This is a genomic window from Rhabdothermincola sediminis (assembly GCF_014805525.1).
GTDB classification, from domain to species: Bacteria; Actinomycetota; Acidimicrobiia; order Acidimicrobiales; family Acidimicrobilacustridaceae; genus Rhabdothermincola; species Rhabdothermincola sediminis.
Window position 1 is genome coordinate 51549 of sequence record NZ_JACFSZ010000018.1, and the last position, 19094, is coordinate 70642.

Annotated in this window: 17 protein-coding genes; 10 read left to right on the plus strand and 7 right to left on the minus strand. The window is 70.8% G+C overall.

What is annotated here, in order from left to right:
* The first annotated feature begins 13 nt into the window (after positions 1-13).
* Positions 14-1867: a hypothetical protein gene (locus tag HZF19_RS13845; protein WP_208029384.1), complete on the plus strand. Its 1854-nt coding sequence runs from the start codon at positions 14-16 to the stop codon at positions 1865-1867.
* 39 nt (positions 1868-1906) lie between these two features.
* Positions 1907-3286: a flavin monoamine oxidase family protein gene (locus HZF19_RS13850; RefSeq protein WP_208029385.1), complete on the plus strand. Its 1380-nt coding sequence runs from the start codon at positions 1907-1909 to the stop codon at positions 3284-3286.
* A gap of 9 nt (positions 3287-3295) precedes the next feature.
* Here the strand turns inward: HZF19_RS13850 and HZF19_RS13855 are convergent, their stop codons facing one another.
* Entirely contained in the window at positions 3296-4084 is a 789-nt protein-coding gene (locus HZF19_RS13855; RefSeq protein ID WP_208029386.1) for an SDR family oxidoreductase, read from the minus strand.
* A gap of 266 nt (positions 4085-4350) precedes the next feature.
* On the opposite strand from HZF19_RS13855, the gene HZF19_RS17270 reads away from it, so the two are divergent.
* Positions 4351-5649, plus strand: a complete 1299-nt coding sequence (locus tag HZF19_RS17270; protein ID WP_208029387.1) for a D-alanyl-D-alanine carboxypeptidase family protein — start codon at positions 4351-4353, stop codon at positions 5647-5649.
* A gap of 50 nt (positions 5650-5699) precedes the next feature.
* Positions 5700-6434, plus strand: coding sequence for an SCO6745 family protein (locus tag HZF19_RS13865; protein WP_208029388.1), 735 nt, complete (start codon positions 5700-5702; stop codon positions 6432-6434).
* Positions 6435-6443: 9 nt separating this feature from the next.
* Here the strand turns inward: HZF19_RS13865 and HZF19_RS13870 are convergent, their stop codons facing one another.
* From HZF19_RS13870 to HZF19_RS13880, 3 genes are read right to left on the minus strand one after another with little or no spacing between them, the layout of a single operon-like run.
* Positions 6444-8012 carry an ArnT family glycosyltransferase gene (locus HZF19_RS13870; protein WP_208029389.1) on the minus strand — a complete coding sequence of 523 codons (1569 nt, stop codon included), beginning with the start codon at positions 8010-8012 and terminating at the stop codon, positions 6444-6446.
* Between the two features lie 9 nt (positions 8013-8021).
* Complete coding sequence (locus tag HZF19_RS13875; RefSeq protein WP_208029390.1) at positions 8022-9407, minus strand: DUF8689 domain-containing protein; 1386 nt, start codon at positions 9405-9407, stop codon at positions 8022-8024.
* Positions 9408-9444: 37 nt separating this feature from the next.
* Positions 9445-9963 carry a hypothetical protein gene (locus HZF19_RS13880; protein WP_208029391.1) on the minus strand — a complete coding sequence of 173 codons (519 nt, stop codon included), beginning with the start codon at positions 9961-9963 and terminating at the stop codon, positions 9445-9447.
* A 115-nt stretch (positions 9964-10078) separates the two neighbouring features.
* Here HZF19_RS13880 and HZF19_RS13885 point away from each other — a divergent pair, with 115 nt between their 5' ends.
* Complete coding sequence (locus HZF19_RS13885; RefSeq protein ID WP_208029392.1) at positions 10079-11362, plus strand: hypothetical protein; 1284 nt, start codon at positions 10079-10081, stop codon at positions 11360-11362.
* Here HZF19_RS13885 and HZF19_RS13890 read toward each other — a convergent pair.
* From HZF19_RS13890 to HZF19_RS13900, 3 genes are all read right to left on the minus strand, one after another.
* The gene (locus HZF19_RS13890; protein ID WP_208029393.1) at positions 11359-11949 is read right to left on the minus strand and encodes a hypothetical protein; all 591 of its coding nucleotides are present in this window, start codon (positions 11947-11949) and stop codon (positions 11359-11361) included. The genes HZF19_RS13885 and HZF19_RS13890 overlap by 4 nt on opposite strands.
* Before the next feature lie 176 nt (positions 11950-12125).
* On the minus strand, positions 12126-12878 hold the full coding sequence (locus tag HZF19_RS13895; protein WP_208029394.1) for a hypothetical protein: 753 nt from the start codon (positions 12876-12878) through the stop codon (positions 12126-12128).
* A 394-nt stretch (positions 12879-13272) separates the two neighbouring features.
* Complete coding sequence (locus tag HZF19_RS13900) at positions 13273-14742, minus strand: CAP domain-containing protein (protein WP_208029395.1); 1470 nt, start codon at positions 14740-14742, stop codon at positions 13273-13275.
* Positions 14743-14875: 133 nt separating this feature from the next.
* Here HZF19_RS13900 and HZF19_RS13905 point away from each other — a divergent pair, with 133 nt between their 5' ends.
* The 5 genes from HZF19_RS13905 to HZF19_RS13925 all read left to right on the plus strand — a co-directional run bounded on the left by HZF19_RS13905 (position 14876) and on the right by HZF19_RS13925 (position 19041).
* Entirely contained in the window at positions 14876-15199 is a 324-nt protein-coding gene (locus tag HZF19_RS13905; protein WP_208029396.1) for an STAS domain-containing protein, read from the plus strand.
* The gene (locus HZF19_RS13910) at positions 15199-15594 is read left to right on the plus strand and encodes an ATP-binding protein (RefSeq protein WP_208029397.1); all 396 of its coding nucleotides are present in this window, start codon (positions 15199-15201) and stop codon (positions 15592-15594) included. The genes HZF19_RS13905 and HZF19_RS13910 overlap by 1 nt, the downstream gene beginning before the upstream one ends.
* Positions 15587-16369, plus strand: coding sequence for a sigma-70 family RNA polymerase sigma factor (locus HZF19_RS13915; protein WP_208029398.1), 783 nt, complete (start codon positions 15587-15589; stop codon positions 16367-16369). The genes HZF19_RS13910 and HZF19_RS13915 overlap by 8 nt, the downstream gene beginning before the upstream one ends.
* Positions 16370-16428: 59 nt before the next feature.
* Complete coding sequence (locus tag HZF19_RS13920) at positions 16429-16902, plus strand: hypothetical protein (protein ID WP_208029399.1); 474 nt, start codon at positions 16429-16431, stop codon at positions 16900-16902.
* Between the two features lie 198 nt (positions 16903-17100).
* A complete protein-coding gene (locus HZF19_RS13925) occupies positions 17101-19041 on the plus strand; it encodes a fibronectin type III domain-containing protein (RefSeq protein WP_208029400.1) in 1941 nt (646 codons plus the stop codon).
* The last annotated feature ends 53 nt before the right edge of the window (positions 19042-19094 follow it).

The following is a 19094-nucleotide window of genomic DNA, read 5'->3' on the forward strand; positions in this document are numbered from 1 at the left end:
TCGCGCGAACGGCGTGTTTTCCTCGACTAAGCGTGCCGGAACCTGGGCGCGCGACCACTGGCCGGGACTGTTCGGGCTCCTCGTGGTCGCGATCGTCGTGGCCCCGGTGCTGGTGTCGGGCCTGGCCGGGTTGCGGAGGGACTGGCTGCCGGCCGGCGACTGGGCGCTGCTGGAGCTGCGCACCCGCGATGTCGCGACCAGCGCGACCCCGCTGACCGGTCCGTACTCGCGATTCGGCTGGAACCATCCGGGACCGTTGCTGTTCTGGCTGCTCGCGGTTCCGTACCGACTCTCGGGCTCGGCGTCCGGCTCGCTGCTGTTCGCGGCCGCCATCGTGAACGCGCTGGCAGCGGCGGGGATGGCGGTGGTGGCCTGGCGGCGAGGAGGGTCCGTCCTGCTGGGGGGAACGGCTGTCGCGCTCGCGTTGGTGATGACCCACCTCGGTCCGTCGTTCCTGCGCGATCCGTGGAACCCATCGGTGACGGTTCTGCCGTTCGCCCTGCTGGTGATGCTGTGCTGGTCCGCGGTCGAAGGTGACGGCGCCGCACTCGTGGCGTCGGTGGTGGTCGGTTCGTTCCTCGTCCAGAGCCACGTGGGCTTCGCGCTGCTGGTCGGGGTGTTGTGGGTCGTGGCCGGCGTGGGCTTCGTGCTGGCGTCACGGGACCGGGGGCGCCGGCGGGCCCGCTTCCTGGTGGTGGCAGGAGTGCTGCTCGCGCTCATCTGGGCGCCGGTCCTGGCCGACCAGGTGGCCGGAACGGGCAACGTCTCGGCGCTGCTGAGCTACTTCGGGCGCGGTGGCGAGGCCACGGCCGGACTGGGGCGGGCGGTGGGGATCGCGGCCCGTGAGCTGGGCGAGGTGGCTCCGTGGATGGGTGGCCGGGAGATCGTGGCTCCCGCCGACGGATCGGTGGAATCGGCCCCGATGCCGGCGCTGCTGGTGCCGGCGTTGGCCTTCGGGTTCGCGGCGTGGGTGGCGTGGCGGAGTCGATCGTTGGCCGCGCTGCGGTTTCAAGCGGTCGTGGCCGTGGCCGCGGTCGCCGGAGTGCTCTCGGTCTCGCGGATCACGGGCGACGTCTACAACTACCTGATCCGCTGGTGGTGGGTGATTGGCGCGCTCTGGTGGGTCTCGATCGCCTGGTCGCTGTGGTGCGGGTGTTCGAGCGTGCTGCTCCGCCACCCGAGCCAGGGCAGGAGCCGGCAGCTTCGCGCCGGAGCGGTGCTGGCTGTCGGCGCGCTCGCAGCCGCGCTCGGGTTCTCGGTGCGGACGATCGATGGCGTGGACCGGGTGGGTACGCCCGACGGCGAGTGGTACGTGCAAGTGGAGCCCGTCGTCGGTGAGCTCGTGGCGCGTGCACCCCGGCCGGGGCCGGCGCTGGTGCGGTTCCGGGGTACCCGCGACGCCTCGGTGGGGGACGCCCTGAGACTGCAGCTCGAGCGGGCCGGGGTCCCCGTCGTCGTCGACGACGATCTGGTGTTCAAGTTCGGCGAGTCGCGCCGAGCCAGCGATCACCCGCCCCAGTACGTGGTGTGGGTGGTGATGGGATCCGCGGTGACCGAGATGGAGCAAGGTCCTGTCGCCAGCGGCACGCTCGAGGAGATCGCCCGCTGGGACCCGCTCACGACCGAGCAGCGGGCGTGGCTGGTGTCGGCGCAGGAGCGCCTCGCCAGCCAGCTCCGCGCGGCGGGCAGGGATGACCTGGCGGACGCGGCGGTGTCGGGGGGAGACATCCGTGAGGCCCGGGGCATCGAGGGGGTGGATGACGGGCTGTGGCAGGCGATCACGACCGCCCGGTTGCGAGGGGACCCGATCGCGGTCTTGATCGGCCCGCCGGGCGCTGATCCCGGCATTGGTGCCGATCCCCTCTAGCCGCGGGAAGGGCGAGGTGACGGGCGCGATGATGCCGGGGTGGAGCAGCTCGACACCGACGTGGTGGTGGTGGGAGCCGGTCTGGCCGGCCTGTCAGCGGCCCGGCGCCTTCGCCGCTCGGGCCGGGAGGTCCTCGTGGTGGAGGCCCGTGACCGGGTCGGCGGCCGCACGCTCTCCCGGGACGTCGGAGAGGGCGTCGTGCTCGATCTCGGTGGCCAGTGGGTGGGACCGGGACAGGATCGGGTGCTGGCCCTCGTGGCCGAGCTCGGCCTGTCGAGCTTCCCCACCTGGACTTCTGGCGACAGCCTGGCGGGGATCGGGCCCACCCTGGCTCGCTTCCGCGGATCGGTGCCGAAGCTGCCCCCGCACGTCCTGGCCGATGCGCTCCAGGCCCAGCTGCGGCTCGACCGCCTCGCTCGCAAGGTGCCCCTCGACCGGCCCTGGGCCGCACCGAAGGCCCCAGCCTGGGACTCGATGACCTTCGAGTCCTGGATCCGGCGCAGTGCCCGCACCGCTGGAGGGCGCGAGTACTTCCGCATCATCGCCGAGGCCGTCTTCGCGGCCGATGCCTCGTCGTTCTCCCTGCTGCACGCGCTGGCGTACATCCACGCTGGCCAGGGTGTGGACCGACTCATCGGCACCCGGGGCGGCGCACAGCAGGACCGGCTCGACGGTGGCGCGCAGCAGCTCGCGATCGGGTTGGCCACCGAGCTGGATGAGCGGATCCGCCTCGGTCACCCCGTGCGCCGCATCGATCACGGGACGGACGTTGGCCCGGGCGGCGGCGTGCGGGTGGTGGCCGACGGTCTCACCGTGCGGGCCCGCCGAGCGATCATCGCGGTGCCACCGACACTGGCCGGGCGTATCGCCTACTCACCACCGCTGCCGGCTGATCGTGACCAGCTCACCCAGCGGATGCCCGCCGGCGCGGTGATCAAGTGCCAGGTTCTCTATGACGAGCCGTTCTGGCGGCACGACGGGCTCAACGGCCAGGTCGCCACCAGTCAGCCGCCGGTGAAGGTGACGTTCGACAACTCGCCGCCCGGGGGGAGTCCAGGAGTGTTGCTCGCCTTCGTCGAGGGGCGTGCCGCGGTGGAGCTCGGCCGGGTCTCCTCCGCCGAGCTGCGGGCGGAGGTGGTGGAGTCGCTGGCGCGCTTCTTCGGCAATCGGGCCCGGCGCACGGTCGAGTTCGTCGCGCACGACTGGCAGGCGGAGGAGTGGACCCGGGGCTGCTACGGGGCCCACCTCCCGCCAGGGGTGCTCACCCAGTTCGGGCCGGCGTTGCGCCGGCCGGTGGGCCCGATCCACTGGGCCGGCACCGAGACCGCCCTGGTATGGACCGGCTACATGGAAGGAGCCATCGAATCCGGCGAACGGGCGGCACGGGAGGTGGAGGAGCAGCTCGCTCGCACCACCTGAGGACGACGGTCAGAGATCGGGTAGGCCCAGGTCGAAGTTCGGGGTCTCGATGCCGCCGTCCACCTCGAGGACCTTGCCTGTCAGGTAGGAGCCGGCAGCGCTGGCCAGGTAGAGCACCGCCAGCGCGATGTCCTCCGGCTCACCGAGGCGCTTGAGGGGGGTCTTGGCGATCATGGCTTCACGTAGCTCGTCGTTGGTGAGCACCACCTCGAGGGCCGAGGTGGCGGTGGACCCGACAGCCACCGCGTTGACCCGGATCCGCGGCGCGAGATCGGCCGCCATCAACCGGGTGAGGTGTGCCAGCGCGGCCTTCGCGGTGCCGTAAGCGGCGAAGCCCCGAGCGGTCAGCCGGCCCATCGTCGAGGAGATGTTCACCACGGAACCGCCGCCGGCCGCGAGCATGTGGGGCACGGCCAGCTTGGTGAGGGTGAACGCGGTGCTCACGTTGAAGTGGAACGCGGACTCGAGGAATCGCTCGGAGGTATCGAGCAAGGCCCGAGGCTCGGTCCCGCCGGCATTGTTGACCACGATGTCGATCCGGCCGAGCTCAGCGATCGCGGCATCGACGACCCCGCTGAGGGTGGAGGTGTCGCTCACGTCGGCGGGAACCACGATCGCTCGCCGGCCGAGGGCGGCCACCGCTGTGGCCACCTCGTCGAGCTGGGATTCGGTGCGGGCGGTGAGCACCACGTCTGCACCCTGCTCGGCCAAGGCGAGGGCACAGGCCCTGCCGATTCCTCGGCCAGCACCGGTGATGATGGCGGCGTGATCGTCGAGACGGAAGCGATCCAGGAGCATGACCGCACGCTAGTGGAGGGTGGCGCCCCGCTCCGCCGGTGCGGGCCGAACCCGCTCGCCCCCGGGGGCTCGTGATGCCTGGTGGTGACCGGCTCAACCCTTCCCCCGGAGGTGCCGATGAACTAACCTAGGACGACCTGCGGGCGGGTCGTGGGCCGTGCTCCGTGGCGCACGAGGGGTTGCTCTCTCCGGTCGAGTGCGAGCACGAGGAGGAAGCGATGCCGCCACGCCCCCCGGCGAACCGGCTTGTGTCGTGGACCTCCCGCGTGCCGCGCGGCCCGCTGGTGGTGGTGGGCGTGCTCGTGGGCCTGCTGGTCACGGCCCCGGTGGCGCCCCCGCCGGCCGCAGCCCGAAGCGCTGATGCAGCGAGCGAGCGTGAACGGGTACGCAGCCAGCGGGCCGAGCTCGCGCTGCAGATCGACACCCTCCAGGCCGACGATGTGGCCATCGACCGGGCCTTGCGCGACATCGAGGCCAACGTGCGAGCCGAGCAGGGCAGGCTGGCTGATGCCCGCCGGAACGCAGACGAGGCCGTGAAGCGTTGGTGGGAGGCGCAGGCCTCTGCCGACCGGAAGGCCCAGGAGGTCGACGCGCTGCGGTCCCGCATGGCCCAGGTGGCCGTCGAGGCGTACGTCGAGCCGCCGGGGCACGACCTCCTCGATCGTCTCAAGGCCGACACCGCCACCCAGGCTGCGGAGAAGGAAGCACTGCTCTCGACTCGAGCGGTGCGCGCCAGCGATCTGATCGACCAGTTGCGGGCTGCCCAACGAGAACTCGAGCAGGAGCGGCACGCCGCCGAGCAGGCCAAGGCCGAAGCCGAGGAGCAGGCGGCGGACGCCGAGCGCCGGCTCGCCGACTACGAAGCAGCACGTGCCCGCCAGAAGCAGTTCGCGGCCAGCGTCGACGAACGGCTGAGCGCCAAGCTCGCCGAGGCGGACGCGCTGGCGGCGATCGACGCGGAGCTCGCAGCCCAGATCCGGGCGGAGCAGCTCGCGATGGCTGAACGCCTGCGGGCCACCAACCCCGAGCCCACGCCACCGTCGGACCCCGGTGGGGCGCCACCGCAGCAGCCGGGCCCGACACCACCGAGCACGACACCCCCCGCACCGTCGCCACCTGCAGGCCCGCCCACGACCTCGCCACCACCCCCACCTCCCCCACCTCCCCTCAGCACGCCGCCCCTGCGCACCGTGCGCGGCATTACCGTGGCCGCATCGATCGCGGACCAGCTGGAAGCGCTGCTCGCCGCGGCGGTCGCGGACGGGTTCGTCCTGGGTGGGAGCGGCTACCGAGACATCAACCAGCAGATCGCCCTGCGGCGCCAGAACTGCGGCGCCAGCGCCTATGCGATCTACGAGATGCCGGCCAGCCTGTGTACGCCACCGACCGCCATTCCCGGGACCTCGATGCACGAGCGGGGCCTGGCGGTCGACTTCACCTGGAACGGTCGGGCGATCGTGAGCCGTGACAGCCCGGCCTTCCAGTGGATGGCCGCCAACGCGGGGCGCTTCGGCTTCATCAACCTCCCGAGCGAGCCCTGGCACTGGTCGGTCACGGGACGCTGAGGGCCCCGCCCGAGCCGCCGAGGCATGAGCGTTCCGTAAGATGCCGGTCCATGACTCCGGAAGACGCAGCGCGAGCCTCGGCCGATGCGGTCGGCGGGATCTCGAGCCTGTTCATGCTGGCCCCGAGCACCTACGCGAGGGGAGCAGAGCTGGGCTTCGACGGCATGGACTTCTACGTGGCCGGTCGAGGGTCCGCGCTGGGTGAGGTCGACGCGGATGTCGTGGCCGCGGCCTTCGTGTTCTTCCACCCGCCGTCGGTGCGCCGGATGTGGGAGGCCAGTGCCTCGGTGATGTCACGCCGCGACGCGGCCGCGGCCTGGGTGGCGGCGTGCCACGACTGGGCGCGGGACCACGTGCCCGACGACTTCGACGCCGTTCGGCTGGCGGCGCTCGCCGGGCAGGTGGTCGAGGCGGCGAGCCCGGCAGGGGCGCCGCTGTTCGCCGGGTGGCGGGCGCTCGAGGAGCCGCCGGTCGATGACGCCAGAGCGCTGGCGGTGCATCGCATGAACGGCTTGCGGGAGCTCCGGGCGGCGCTGCACGGCGCGGCGGTGCTCTCCAGCGGGCTGGCGCCACTGGAAGCGGTGCTGGTGAGGACCCCGCACATGGCCGGCATCTTCGGGTGGCCCGAGCCGTACCCCGACGTGGCTGGCGTGGCGGAGTCGTGGGCGTCCGCCGAAGCGGCCACTGACGCCATGATGGGCCGGGTGCTCGGGGTGCTCGCGCCGGCCGAGCTGGAGGAGTTCGTGGCCCTGAGCAGCGCCCTCCACGGCGCGCTCAGCGGGTGACCGCCGGGTTCAGCCGTAGCGACGCAGGGCCGGCCAGATGCTGTCCCAGCCGGCCAGCGGGCCGCGAGCGAGGATGATCGGCTGCCCGGCCTCCTCGTTGTCCAGACCGGCCGGGTTGGTGACGAACCCCACCACCTCCACCGAGCGGAAGTGCTGGCTCAGCGTCTCCGGTGGGAGCCCGACCGCGACCACCGCGGTGGTCGTCGCCGGCGGAGGTCCCCACCACCACAGGTCGTTGTGGCCGCTGTAGGGCTCGGGCAGGCCCCGACCACCCCCGTAGTGCACCACCGCGCCGTGCTCGCCGTAGTTCGCGGTGAGGACCACCGCGTGGGCCCGCTCGGCGGGGGCGAGCCGGCGGTAGGCGTCGGCGAGCTGGTCGGTCAGCTCGGGCCAGCCGTACATCTCCCCGAACTCCGCGTTCACACTGATGATCGGGCCGAGCGCATCGGCCGGGAGCACCGGGACCGAGAACGGCAAGGTGAACACCCCGGCGGCCACTGCAGCAGCGACGGCCACTCGACGCAGGACGGCGTCCTGGCGCTCGATCACGATCGCACCGGCGGCGAGCAGGACGAAGACCACCGGCGCCAGGTAGTAGGACTTGCCGCCCAGGAACGTCATCGAGACGGTGACGAGCAGCGCCAGACCGCCGAGGGCGCGGAAGCTGGCGGCGTCCCGAGCCCGCACCAGCCACCACAGCCCCGGGCCCCAGATCACCAGGGAGGTGACACCCGTCAGCACCAGCACACCCGGGAGGCACAGCAAGATGCCGAGCGCGCTGGCGTTCTTGGCTTGCAGCGCCTCGCTCATCTCGAAGACGGGCCAGCCGTGCCGTGCCTGCCACCACAGGTTCGGCGCCCAGATGGCCAGCGCGAGCACGCCGCCGGCGAGGGCAGTGGGTCGCACGAGCAGCGACCGCCGGGCGGACAACAGCAACCCGACGACGAGACCGAGGGCGAGGAACACCACGGCGTGCTTGTTGAGCAGCCCCACCCCTGCCACCGCGCCGATGGCCAGCCAGAGCCGGTCGTCGCCGGTGCGAAGCATGCGGGCCGCCAGCACGAGGCACGCGCCCCACACCACCAGGTCGAACGACGTGGTGCTCAGCACCATCGCGGGGGTGTGGAACAGGGGGATCAGCGCCGCGGTGCCGGCCGCGAGGAGCTGTGCTCGCCGGCCACCACCGAGCTCACGCACGAGCAAGGCGATGAGCACCAGCACCGCGACGCCGGCGAGGGCGGGGAAGACCCGCAGCCCCGGCAAGGAGTTGCCGAACACCTCGCTGGCGAGCCTGGCCACCGCAGGGGTGAAAGGGGGCTGGTCGACGTAGCCCCAGGCCAATCGCTGCCCGCAGGCCATGAAGTACAGCTCGTCGCGGTGGTACCCGTAGCGGGTGCCGACCACCATCGCGGTGGCGAACAGGGCCACGGCGATCGTCGCCAGCCCAGCCCAGGCGACGGGCGGGAGGCGGGCCGCAGTGGTCTCCGGCGAACGTGGCGGCTGCCGGCCCGGTGCGATCCCAGCCCGGGGAGTCGGGGGATCGGGAGGGGTGCGGCCCCCCGGAGGGCGCCGGGGCATGCGCGAACGCTAACGAACGGTGTCGGAGGCACTCAAGGCGGGCAGCGTGGTCATCGGCGGTGGTTGCGGCCCACCGGGGGAGCCCGGGTGGCCGTTGCCACTGCTCGCAGCCCGTTCACGGGTTGCGTGGGTGAAGTAGATGCCGACCACCCGGTCCACGTTGCTCCGGTCGAGCACCGGTGGCTCCCCGCGGTACGCGCACACGGCGCGCAGGATCTTGCACACCTCGTGGGGGAGGTAGGGGCGCAGGTCACCGTCTCCGTGGCGGCGGCTCACCTCGCGCAGGTACTCCTCGGCCCCGGGCTCGATGGCGATGCCGTATCTGGCCGCCGCGCTGCGCAGCACGACGTCGAACTCCGCGTCGTCGATCGAGGGGACGAGGATCTTGTTCTGGATCCGCCGGAAGAATGCCTCGTCGCCCAGGCTGGCCGGCTCCAGGTTGGTGGAGAACACCACCTTCACGTCGAAGGGGATCTCGAACCGCACGCCGTAGGCCAGCGAGAGGTAGTCGACCCGGCGGTCGAGAGGCACGATCCAGCGGTTGAGGAGTTGCTCAGGGGTCATCGACTGGCGCCCGAAGTCGTCGATGATCAGCAGCCCGTTGTTGGCCTGCATCTGGATCGGGGCCAGGTAGACCCCGTTGCTGGACTCGTAGGTGAGGTCCATCATCGAGGTCGTCAACTCCCCGCCGGCGATGACCGACGGCCGGCGGCAGAGCACCCAGCGTGGGTCGAGTTCGGCCGGCTGCTCCGGCACGGCCTCGTGCACGACCGGGTCGTAGACGGTGATGATCTGGCTGTCGACCTCCACCGCGCGGGGGATGAACACGTGGTCACCGTGGACCCGGATCAGCCGCTCGGCCAGGCTCGTCTTGCCCGTGCCCGGGGGGCCGTACAGGAAGATCGCGCCGGGCGTCAGTAGCGCCGGACCGAGCTCGTCGAGCAGCCAGTCGCTGACCACCAGGTCCGCGAAGGCCTGACGCATCGAGTCCCGGGTCACCACCGGGTGCGCGCTCTGCGCCCGCACGACCTGCACGTACTGCTCGAGCGCCACCGGGGCCGCGCCGGCATAGCGGCACAGCTGCATCCGCTCGATCGCCGCAGCCCGGCCCTGCTGGGTGAGCTCGAGCTGGTAGTCGAAGCCGTCGAGACCGAGGACCTCCAGGTGGCGTAGTTCCCGGAGGTCTTCGATGACCTTGGACGTGACCGCCACGCTCAGGCCGAGCGCGGTGGCCAGCTGGAGTGTGGAGGTCCTCCCCTCGAACAGCGCCCGTCGCAGGATGAGGTCCTGCACCAGGGCGAGTGGGATGCCGAGCTCCTCGATCGTGCGTGGGGCGCGCAAGTCGATCGTCTGTGGCTGGTGCAACGTCTCGCCTCCGTGGTCCCCGAAGGCCATCGGCGGATCCAGGCCCGACCTTGAGCTGCTCTCCGGGTCAGGAGGACCAGCAGCGCCCGGTTCTCGAGCACAGCCGGCCGGACATGGTGAAGCTGTCGGCCGTGAACTCGGCGTCCTCGACGCCTCCGTCGAAGGCATCCTGGACGGTGTCGTAGATCTCACCGGTGGTGACGTCCATCTCCGACAAGCACTCGTCGAGGGACCAGAACGTGCCAGGGTCCTCCGGGTCCTCCATCTGCCCGTCGGGGCTGAGCCCGAAGATCGCCCGGCAGGTCTGCTCGAAACCTTGGCGGTAGGCATCGCGCAGCGCCGCCAGTTCGGCCGGGTCCTCGGTGGTCACCGGGCTGCTGGTCGGCGTCGTGGTCGTCTCCGGCACCGCGACGGTCGTGGTGGTGGTGGTCTCGACCGTGGTGGAGGTGGTCGGCGGGGGCAGGGTCGTGGTGGCCGCCTGGCCGTCGCCGTCGCGACCGCGACCGGTGAGAAGCGCGACGGCGATCACGGCCGCGATCGCCACCAGGATGGCCGCACCGATGGCGAGCTTGCGGTTGGTCGACATCGTGGGTGGATCACCTCGTCTGCGGGGAAGCCGCAGCATACCGGTGCCCGGCCGCTCGCCGTCCGCGCGGTGGGTGACCGGGCGCTCTCGGTGGTCCGCGCGAGAATCTCCGCCCATGCGTCGCCGGGTCGTGCTGATCATCGCCGCCATCGTGTTGCTCGGGGGTTCGGTGGGCTGCTCGGGTGGCAGCAAGCCGGTGCTGCAGGACCTGCCGGGGGTGCAGGCGATGGCCAAGGTCCGGGAGGCCACCGTGGCCGCGGGCACCTTGCGCTACGAGGGCACCGTGACCGAAGGAGAGCGCAGCGGCGAGCTGTCAGGGGTGGTGGGAGCGTCGCCTCCTCGAGGGGAGCTCACCGTCCCGGTCTTCACCCCCGAGGCCGTGCTCCCCGCTTCGGTGCGCTGGAACGGCGATGACGTCTACATCGAGCGGGTGGCGGTCGGTGACGAGGCGGCGAGGCGGGCGGTCCCGCTGTTTTCGCGTCTGAGCAGCGATCCTCCCTGGGCCCGGTTCGGGCGCAGCACCCTCGCCGGCCCGCTGCTGGTGTCCTACGACCCGTTCCTGCTGCTCGATCGTCTCCGCGAAGCGAACGTCTCGCTCGAAGCCACCGCCGGCGAGGAGGCGGGGGACGCCTCAGGGACCCGGTACCAGGCCGTGGGAACCGGTTCCGACGCGTCGGCCGGCGGTGGGCGCACCGAGCTGTGGGTGGACGACCAGGCGCGGCTGCGCCGGGCGCGGGTGGAGGGGGCCGGCTGGGTGATCGACTACCGGGTTCTCTCCTACGGTGACGAGGTCACCGTGGAGCCGATCCCCGCCGAGGAGCTGGCCGACGTGACCGCCGATCCCACCCAGCTCGCGTCGTCGAAGCCCGATGGTGATTTCGAGGCCGTCCGCTCCGGCACCACCGCCGGGGTGCGCTGGACGCTGCTGCGGGCGCCGGGTACGAACGGCGGGTCCTGCTGGCGTCTGGAGGCCGATCCGCCGCTCACCCCGGTGGGTGAGCACTTCTCCCCGTTCCCCGGGGGCGCTCGGTGCGTGCTCCCACCGTCGCCGGACGAGGACCTCGACCAGCGGATCGCCGTCGTGGTCGACGCCGATGCGGTGCAGACCCCGTATGACGGGCTGGTGGTGGTGGTGCCGCCCGAGGTGCGCTCGGTGGAGATGGCCTACCCGGACGGGAAGCTGGTGCCGCTCGAGATCGACCGGGCGACGGGCACGGTGGTGTGGATCTCACCCCCGGAGCGACCGGGGGTGGTGCTGGTGGTGACCGATGCCGATGGTCGGACGGTGAACTGCGGCCCCGGCTACGTCAGCGAGGTTGACGACGTGACCAAGCTGGGACCGGACGAGATCGCCAACCTGCGATCGCTGATCTGGAGCTGCGTGGCCGGCGAGGACTAGCTCGGCGCACCGGATCCGGTCGCCGGCGGGTTGATGGAGGTTGATGCCGGGACGGTGACGTCGGGTGGCGGTGGCTCGAAGCCGGCGTCGGTGCACATGTCCGAGCTCGGCCGGCCGAACAGCTCACCGAGCTGGTTGGCCACCTCGTGCGAGTCGGGCTCGATGACCCAGGTTCCCCCATCGACGTAGGGCAGGCTGAACCGCCAGTCCACCAGGTAGCCGCGCTCGCAAAGCTCCTCGGCCTTGGCTCGTACCCATCGCTGCTGGGCCGCGTCGTCGGCGAACCCGTAGAAGGTGAGATCCTCGCCGGAGCCCTCGCAGTTGCCCTGTGCAGCGGGCATGGCCCACCCGAGGCGGCGGTAGGTCTCGACGTAGGCCTCCCAGGCTTCCGGCCCGAAACCCTCGCAGCCCACCGGGCTGCCCTGCACCTGCTGGGCGAGCGCCGTGATCTCCCCCAGTGCCGACTGGTCCCAACCGCCGCGGTCGTAGCCCTTGTCGGTGGAGGAGTTGCAGGCCGCGACGACAAACAGGGCAGCAGCCGCCAGTGGCACGATCCTGCGTCGTGCTCGGGGGTGGGTCGGGACCATCGGGCGGGCTCCTTCGGGGATCGGTCGGGTCACGTGAGGTCGGGGAGTCGGCGCAGCGTAGTTCGGTTGTGATCAGGGGCGGTCTCGCGCGTCATGGCCAGGACGCGAAGCAGCCCACCCCGGAGGGTGGGCTGCTCCACAGACCCGCGGTGCGAGCCTTTCGTCCGGTCAGACGATCACGGGAAGCTCACCATGATCGAGCTGTCGAACGGCGGGGTCGGGCCGAGCAGGCTCAGCAGGCTGTCACCGTCGGTGCCGAACACAACCGCGGTGAGCTGATCGGTGCCAGCAATGCAGCCGAGGCCGGCGTTCAGGGAGCCAATCTGCGGCACGACCGCGCCGGCGCTCGGGGTGGTGTCGAGGTAGGACGGGGTGGTGACGGGGCCTGTGGTCGTGGCCACCGGCTGCTGCAGGAAGCCGCCGCTGACGTCACCGCCGACGCCGACGCCCTTGGTGACGATGCCGGTCACCGTGGCCGAGTCGAGGTAGGCCGGGTCGCTACCCAGGCGCACGAACGCCGACGCGGCGTAGTTCTTGCCCGTGAACGGGTTGATGCCAGCGAACTTGGTCGCCAGCTTGCCGTACGGCGGGTAAGGCTGGTCGGGCGAGGTCGCAGTCGCATCGCAGCTGAAGCCACCCGACACGAACGGGTTCTTCGGATCCGGGTCGGTGGTGAACTTGCCGCTGACCGAGATGGCGTCACCCAGGCTGAGGGCCGTCACCAGCACACCGGTGCAGGGAGCCGTGTACGCCTTGGCGCCCTTCACGGCGATGTTCTGCTGCAGCGAGGCGTTGGTGATGCCGGGCGTGACCGTACCGTTGCCGATGACGTGATCACAGTCGATCAGTACGGTCGGCTGAGCGCTGGACGTGCCTGTGCCGAACGCCAGCATGCCGGCAGCGAGGCCGGCCGCTGCGGCGACAGCCACAACGCGTGAACGCATCTTCACGTAATTCCCCCTTTGATGGTGGATGAAGCCCGGTGGTCGCTCGCCGGGCACTGTGAGGATGGGACCGTCAACCGGCGATCGTGCCCGGATCGGGCGGTACGTCCCCGTAGGTTCACCATCAGCAAGTGGCTGAACCCCCGCTGCTGGTGAGCCGCGGCCCTCAGGAGGACCGTGCGACCGGCCCCATGATTGACGCGCGCGGAGGGTGTGTCAAGGGCCACTCGGTTGTTTCGCTCGGTAACCGCAACCGGTGTGATCTTTCGTTCTGGCAGGTCGAACGCGTGCTTCAGCACGCGTTCGACCTGCCAGAACGAGAGCGGTCGGCATCGTGGGGCAGGAGTGGTCGTGCGGCCCGAGTCGCCGCGGGTGCGGCTCAGCCGACGGTGACCGGACGGCAGCCGAGCAGTGGGTTGGTGCCGACGGTGCCGGGGGCGTTGATGGCGTACGCGCACACCTGGTGGGGGCCCTTCGTCGTCGCGAGTTCGATGACGTAGCCGTGCAGGGAGCCCCAGGCGGGGTACACCCGCCCCACGTCGGGGCGGCTCGTGTTGGCCGTGGCCCGGGTGCCCCACCGGCCGTCGACGTAGACGTGGATTTCGATCGCCGAAGCGACTTCGGGATCGATGGCCCAACCAGCGACCCGTACCACCCCCGCCCTCGGGCTGGAGGCCGAGTCGAGCGACCCGAACGGCGTGCCGGGCATGGTCACGGGGGTACAGCCGATGTTCTGGCTGACCCCGGGGGTGCCGGTGGCGTTGATCCCCCGGACGCAGACCAGGTGCCATCCTCCTGAGACCCCGGTGGCGACGAGGCGGTAGCCGTGGCGGTCGCCCATCCCGAACGCCCGCTGCACGTCAGGCCGGGAGAGATCCGCGACGCCCGACGCCTTCTTCACCCCGTCGACCCAGACCTCGACCTCGATCGCGCCGGTGGTGTCGGGGTCGAGCGCCCACCCCTGCACGACCAGCTCGCCCGGCCCGCGCTGGGCCAGCCCGTCGATCGAGCCGAACGGGCTGCCGAGGCGGCGGATGGTCACGCTGCGGCACCCGAGCAAGGGGTTCCACCCTCTGCTCCCAGGCGCATTGATGGCGTACGCGCACACCTGGTGCGTGCCGGGCCCGAGCCCGCCGAGGGTGATGCTCCAACCCCGGTTGGGCCCGTACTGGGGGAACACCTGTCCGACGTCGGGCCGGTTGCCGCTGGCCTGGGTAGCTCCGCCCCACCCGCCGTTCACGTACACGTGGACGTCGATCGTGCCGGTGGTGTCGGGATCCAGCGCCCATCCTGAGGCCGTGGCCGTGCCCTCACCCGTCTGGCTCACGCCGTCGAAGGAACCGGTGGGGGTCGAGCCCGGCGCGTCCGCCGGGGCCTTCGCGAAGCGGACGGTGACGAAGATCTTGGGGCCGTTGCGTTGCACGCCGATGCCCACCCGGTTGAAGTCACCGACCATGTTGGCGAAGTGGGGACCGCTGTTGACGAACGCGTTGTGGATGCCCGTCACGTCCCAACCCACGCCGACGTTCTCTCCTCCCCGCGTCCAGCCCGGCACGGCCCAGTCGAGCGAGGCCCCGAGGTTCGGGTCGTGCATCAAGGTGTCGCTCTGGAGCATCACGGAGGACCAGTTCCTGGCCGTGGCGGCCAGCCCGTCGTCCCAGGAGAGTGGGGCCAATCCGAATCCCGTCCGGAGCTGGTTGAGCAGCATGTGGAACTGCAACTCCTCGCTGGACTGGGGGAGTGCTCGGGCCGGGCTGACGGTGGCGAGGCCGGCGAGCAGGATGGCGATCACGGCGGTGACGGCGGCTGCTCCTCGCCGGCGACGGTGGGGGGTCGGCGCTGTGGACATGTCGTCTCGCATGGGGGTAGCTCAGCGTGGGCTTCTGTCCCTTTGTTCATCGACCACCTCTCGCTTCCGCTTGAACGCCGCCTCCCGGCGGTCGACCCGCCTCCCGGCAGGGGGGCTCGGTATCGTGACGGCCATGGCCGAGCCACCCCTGCAGATCGAGGAGACCACCGTCGACAACGAGGCCGTGTTCCGCCTCCACGGCGATCTCGACCCTCACACCGCGCCGATCTTGACCAGCGCCGTGAACGAGCGCATCGAAGCAGGAGATCGCACGGTGGTACTCGATCTGACCGGTGTGAGCTTCATCGACTCGTCCGGGTTACGGGCGATGCTCACCGCTCATCGCGAGCTGAGCGAGCGCGATGGGGAGCTGCGCCTGCGCAACCCGAGCCAGACCACGATGCGGCTGCTCGAAGTGACGGGGCTGGTCGACCAGCTCCACCTCGAGGAAGGATGATGGGAGCGGCGGACGCCGTCCGCAGCGGGGAGGTCAGACTCACCGTCCCGGCCAATCCTCGATTCCTCCGGTTGGCTCGACTCGCTGCTTCCGGGGTTGCCACCGATGCGGGCTTCGATCTGGAACACCTCGAGGACCTGCGATTGGCGGTCGACGAGGCGTGCGCGGTGCTGCTCGAGGGCGCGCCGGACGGCGACCTCGAGCTCGTCTACCGCTTCCGTGCCGACGGCGGCGTGGAGATCGAAGGAAGCTGCCCGTCCGATGGTTCGGATCTCCGGCTCCACCCCGTCGCCGCGGACCTCCTCGCGGTGACCACCACCGAGCACCACCTGGCCAGCGACGGCGACCGGCGGAGCTTCCGCCTGGTGAAGCTGCCAGAGGCGCCGGGTGCCTGACGTCGATGACCAGGCGCGTCCGACCGGCGTCGGCACGACCCCTGGGGTGAGGAGCGCCGATGTCGAGTCGTTCAGGCGCTATCGGGCCACCGGCGATCGCAACCTACGGAACGAGCTGGTCGAGGCCAATCGAGCTCTGGCCGACTACCACGTGCGGAGGTACGCGCAGCGCGGCCAGCCCGAGGACGATCTGCGTCAGGTGGCCTTGCTCGCCATCCTCCGGGCGGTCGAGCGTTTCGACCCGGATCTGGGAGTGTCGTTCTCGACCTTCGCGAACCGCACCATCGACGGCGAGCTGAAGCGGTACCTGCGCGATCGGACCTGGAGCGTCCGCCCGCCCCGGCGGGCCCAGGAGCTCCACCTCAAGGTCCGCCGGGCGGACGAGGAGTTGACCCAGAGGCTCGGCCGCTCACCGACCGTGCCAGAGCTGGCCAGGGAGCTTGACGCGGAGGTGGACCACGTCCTGGAAGCGCTCGAGGTCTCGGGTGCCCGCCGTGCGAGCAGCCTCGATCAACCGGCCGGCGACGACGAGTCCACGAGAGTGGATCGGCTGGGACAGGTCGAGTCGGGCTTCGGGGTGGTCGATCACCGCTTGCTGGTCTCGGACCTCCTCGACACCCTCGACGAACGTGATCGGTTCATCATCCAGCGACGCTTCTTCGACAACTGCTCGCAGGAGGAGATCGCTCGCGAGCTGGGTGTGAGCCAGTCGTACCTGTCACGGGTGTTGCGGCGCATCCTCCTCCAGCTGCGCCATGAGCTCGAGATCACCTGAGGAACGCCAGCTCGATCGTCCGTTCTGGTGGGGCCCGGGCTGCGGGTAGGGATCGATCCGTGCGATCACCGGCCGACGCCAAGACCAGGATGACCATGCGAGATGACCCCGCGGACACCCCCCTCGTCGTCGTGTTGGAGAACCTGGACGCCTCGGGGTACCGAAGCCAGTTCCAGCCTCGGTACGGCGGAATGATCCTCTGTTTCACCTGCCGGGTGGAATTCGCGGCGGTGCGGGCGGTGGCGGACTTGGTGTTCCGCCTCGAGGGCGCTTCCGACGTGGCGGACATGGTCACGGTCGTGCCGTTGATCTGCCCGGTCTGCGGGGCCGCGGGCACCCTGGTGCTCCACTCCGGACCTGATGCGTCAGCAGAGGAGGCAGAGGTGCTGAGCCACCTCGAGCGATCGCAGCCGAGCGAGGGTGAGGCCGCGCTCCGGCCCATGGTGGATCACGCGCTCGACGAGTCGGTGACGGACGCGCTCGCCCCGCGCCCGCAACCGACGCTCGGGAGCACAGGCGTGATCCAGCACTGACTGGCACTGGCGTCCCTTGCAGCCGACTAGAACAGGTTCTAGCCTCTGCGGGTGACGGCGGTGACACGTTTCGTGGCACTCGCGCCGGTGGCGTGCACGCCGGTCAACGGGAGATCGACAGCGGGGGATTCGATGAGGAGATCACTCGGGTGGCGGGCGCGTGCGATCGCCGTGGCGACCGCCTCGACGATGGCGGTGATGGCAGGCGTGATGCTCGAGTCGGGTCCTGCGGGAGCGGTCGTCACCACGACCACCTACAACGACGCCTGCTTCGGGACGAACCTGGGGCAGACCGCGGGGCAGGTCGTGAGCACCTCGATCAGCGTCGATGCGCCGGCCACCGTGCCGCAGGGAAGCACCTTCACCATTCGGTTGCAGCCGGCGCAGGCGGTGCTCACCAAGAACGCGCCGACCCCGGTCGGCACGGTCACCAACCGCTACATCAACAAGGTCCGCATCGACTACAAGATCCCCGACAACGCCACCTACGTGAGCGCTTCGGTGGTCGCGGGAACGGGCTTCGGTCTGGTCTCCGGTACCCCGAGGGTGGACACGAACGCCACGGATGCAAACGTCCCGGCTGGCATCATCCGACTCTGGGGCGGTGCTTCGCCGGATCAGGGAACCGGCACGGGACTGTGGTACGGGAATGCGACGGACGCTGACCTGACCGCGGACTACCCCTACCAGCTCCCGGCCATCGACGTGACCCTCCAGGCCACCGGCCCGATCGGCTCCATGATCCAGCCGAAGGTGCGGTTCGTGAACCCGAGCACCGCGGCCGTGGACCTCACCTACTACAAGACGTTCGTGTCACGGGCGCGGAGCAGCGTCATCGGTGCCGTCACCACCAACGTCACCTGCAGCCCACGCGATGACACGACCAACTCCGGCGGTACGCGCACCAGCACGGGCGATGGCGCAGGCAACGCCGGCGCGGGACCGCTCGCCAACATCGAGATCGTGGCCCCTGCGACGCCACCGTCAGCGCCGCAGGGGACCCCGCTGGCCCTACCGGGTGATGGCTCGGTGACCCTGAGCTGGTCGGCTCCTGCCGACTCAGGGTCGTCGCCGGTCACCGGTTACCGGGTCACCCCGTGGGTGTGCCCGGTGGCGCCCAACTGCCTCACCGACGGCACCCCGCAGACGCCGGTGACCTTCAACTCCACCGCCACCACCCAGACCATCACCGGGCTCACCAACGGCCAGCTCTACAAGTTCCAGGTCGCCGCGATCAGCGATGCCGGCACGGGACCGAACTCCGTGATGAGCACGCCGGTGGTGGCCGGCGCGCCTGGCCGGCCGGGCGTGTGGGCCCAGCGCGAGTCGGGCGACGGCCAGGTCACGATCAGCGGTGTGGCGCCAGCCGACAACGGCTCGCCGATCACCGGTTACGTGATCACGCCCTACATCGGTGGCGTCGCCCAGACCCCACAGGTGTTCAACAACCCCTCGACCACCCAGACGGTGACGGGTCTCACGAACGGCACCGCCTACACGTTCCGGGTGGCGGCGATCAACGCCCGGGGCACGGGTCCGGCCTCGGCGCCGGGGCAGCCGATCACCGTCGGTCTCCCCGGGGCACCGGCCTTCAGCGGCGCTCGAGTGCCGGGTGACGGCGCGGTGACGATCTCGTGGACCGTCCCGGCCGACAACGGTTCACCGATCACCGGCTATACGGTTACGCCCTACATCGGCAACGTGGCCCAGACCCCGGTGTCGTTCGACGCTTCGACGACGACGCGAACGATCACCGGGCTCACCAACGGCTTCACCTACCGGTTCCGGGTGGCAGCGGTGAACGCGAACGGCACGGGCCCGCTCTCTGCGGCGTCCCCGACCGTGATCGCCGGCGCTCCGGCTGCCCCGACCTTCGTCAAGCGGGTGGCCGGCGATGGTGCGGCGACGCTGACCTGGTCGGTACCGGCCGACAACGGTTCGCCGATCACCGGCTATACGGTTACGCCCTACATCGGCAACGTGGCCCAGACCCCGGTGTCGTTCGACGCTTCGACGACGACGCGGACGATCACGGGTCTCACGAACGGCATCACCTACACGTTCCGCATCAGCGCTACCAACGCTCGCGGCACCGGCCCGATCTCAGGCCCGACAGGCCCGGTGACACCGTCCGCCTAGCCCGCGCCTGACCTCTCCTGATCTGTTCACGGATCCGCGGAGCAACTCCGCGG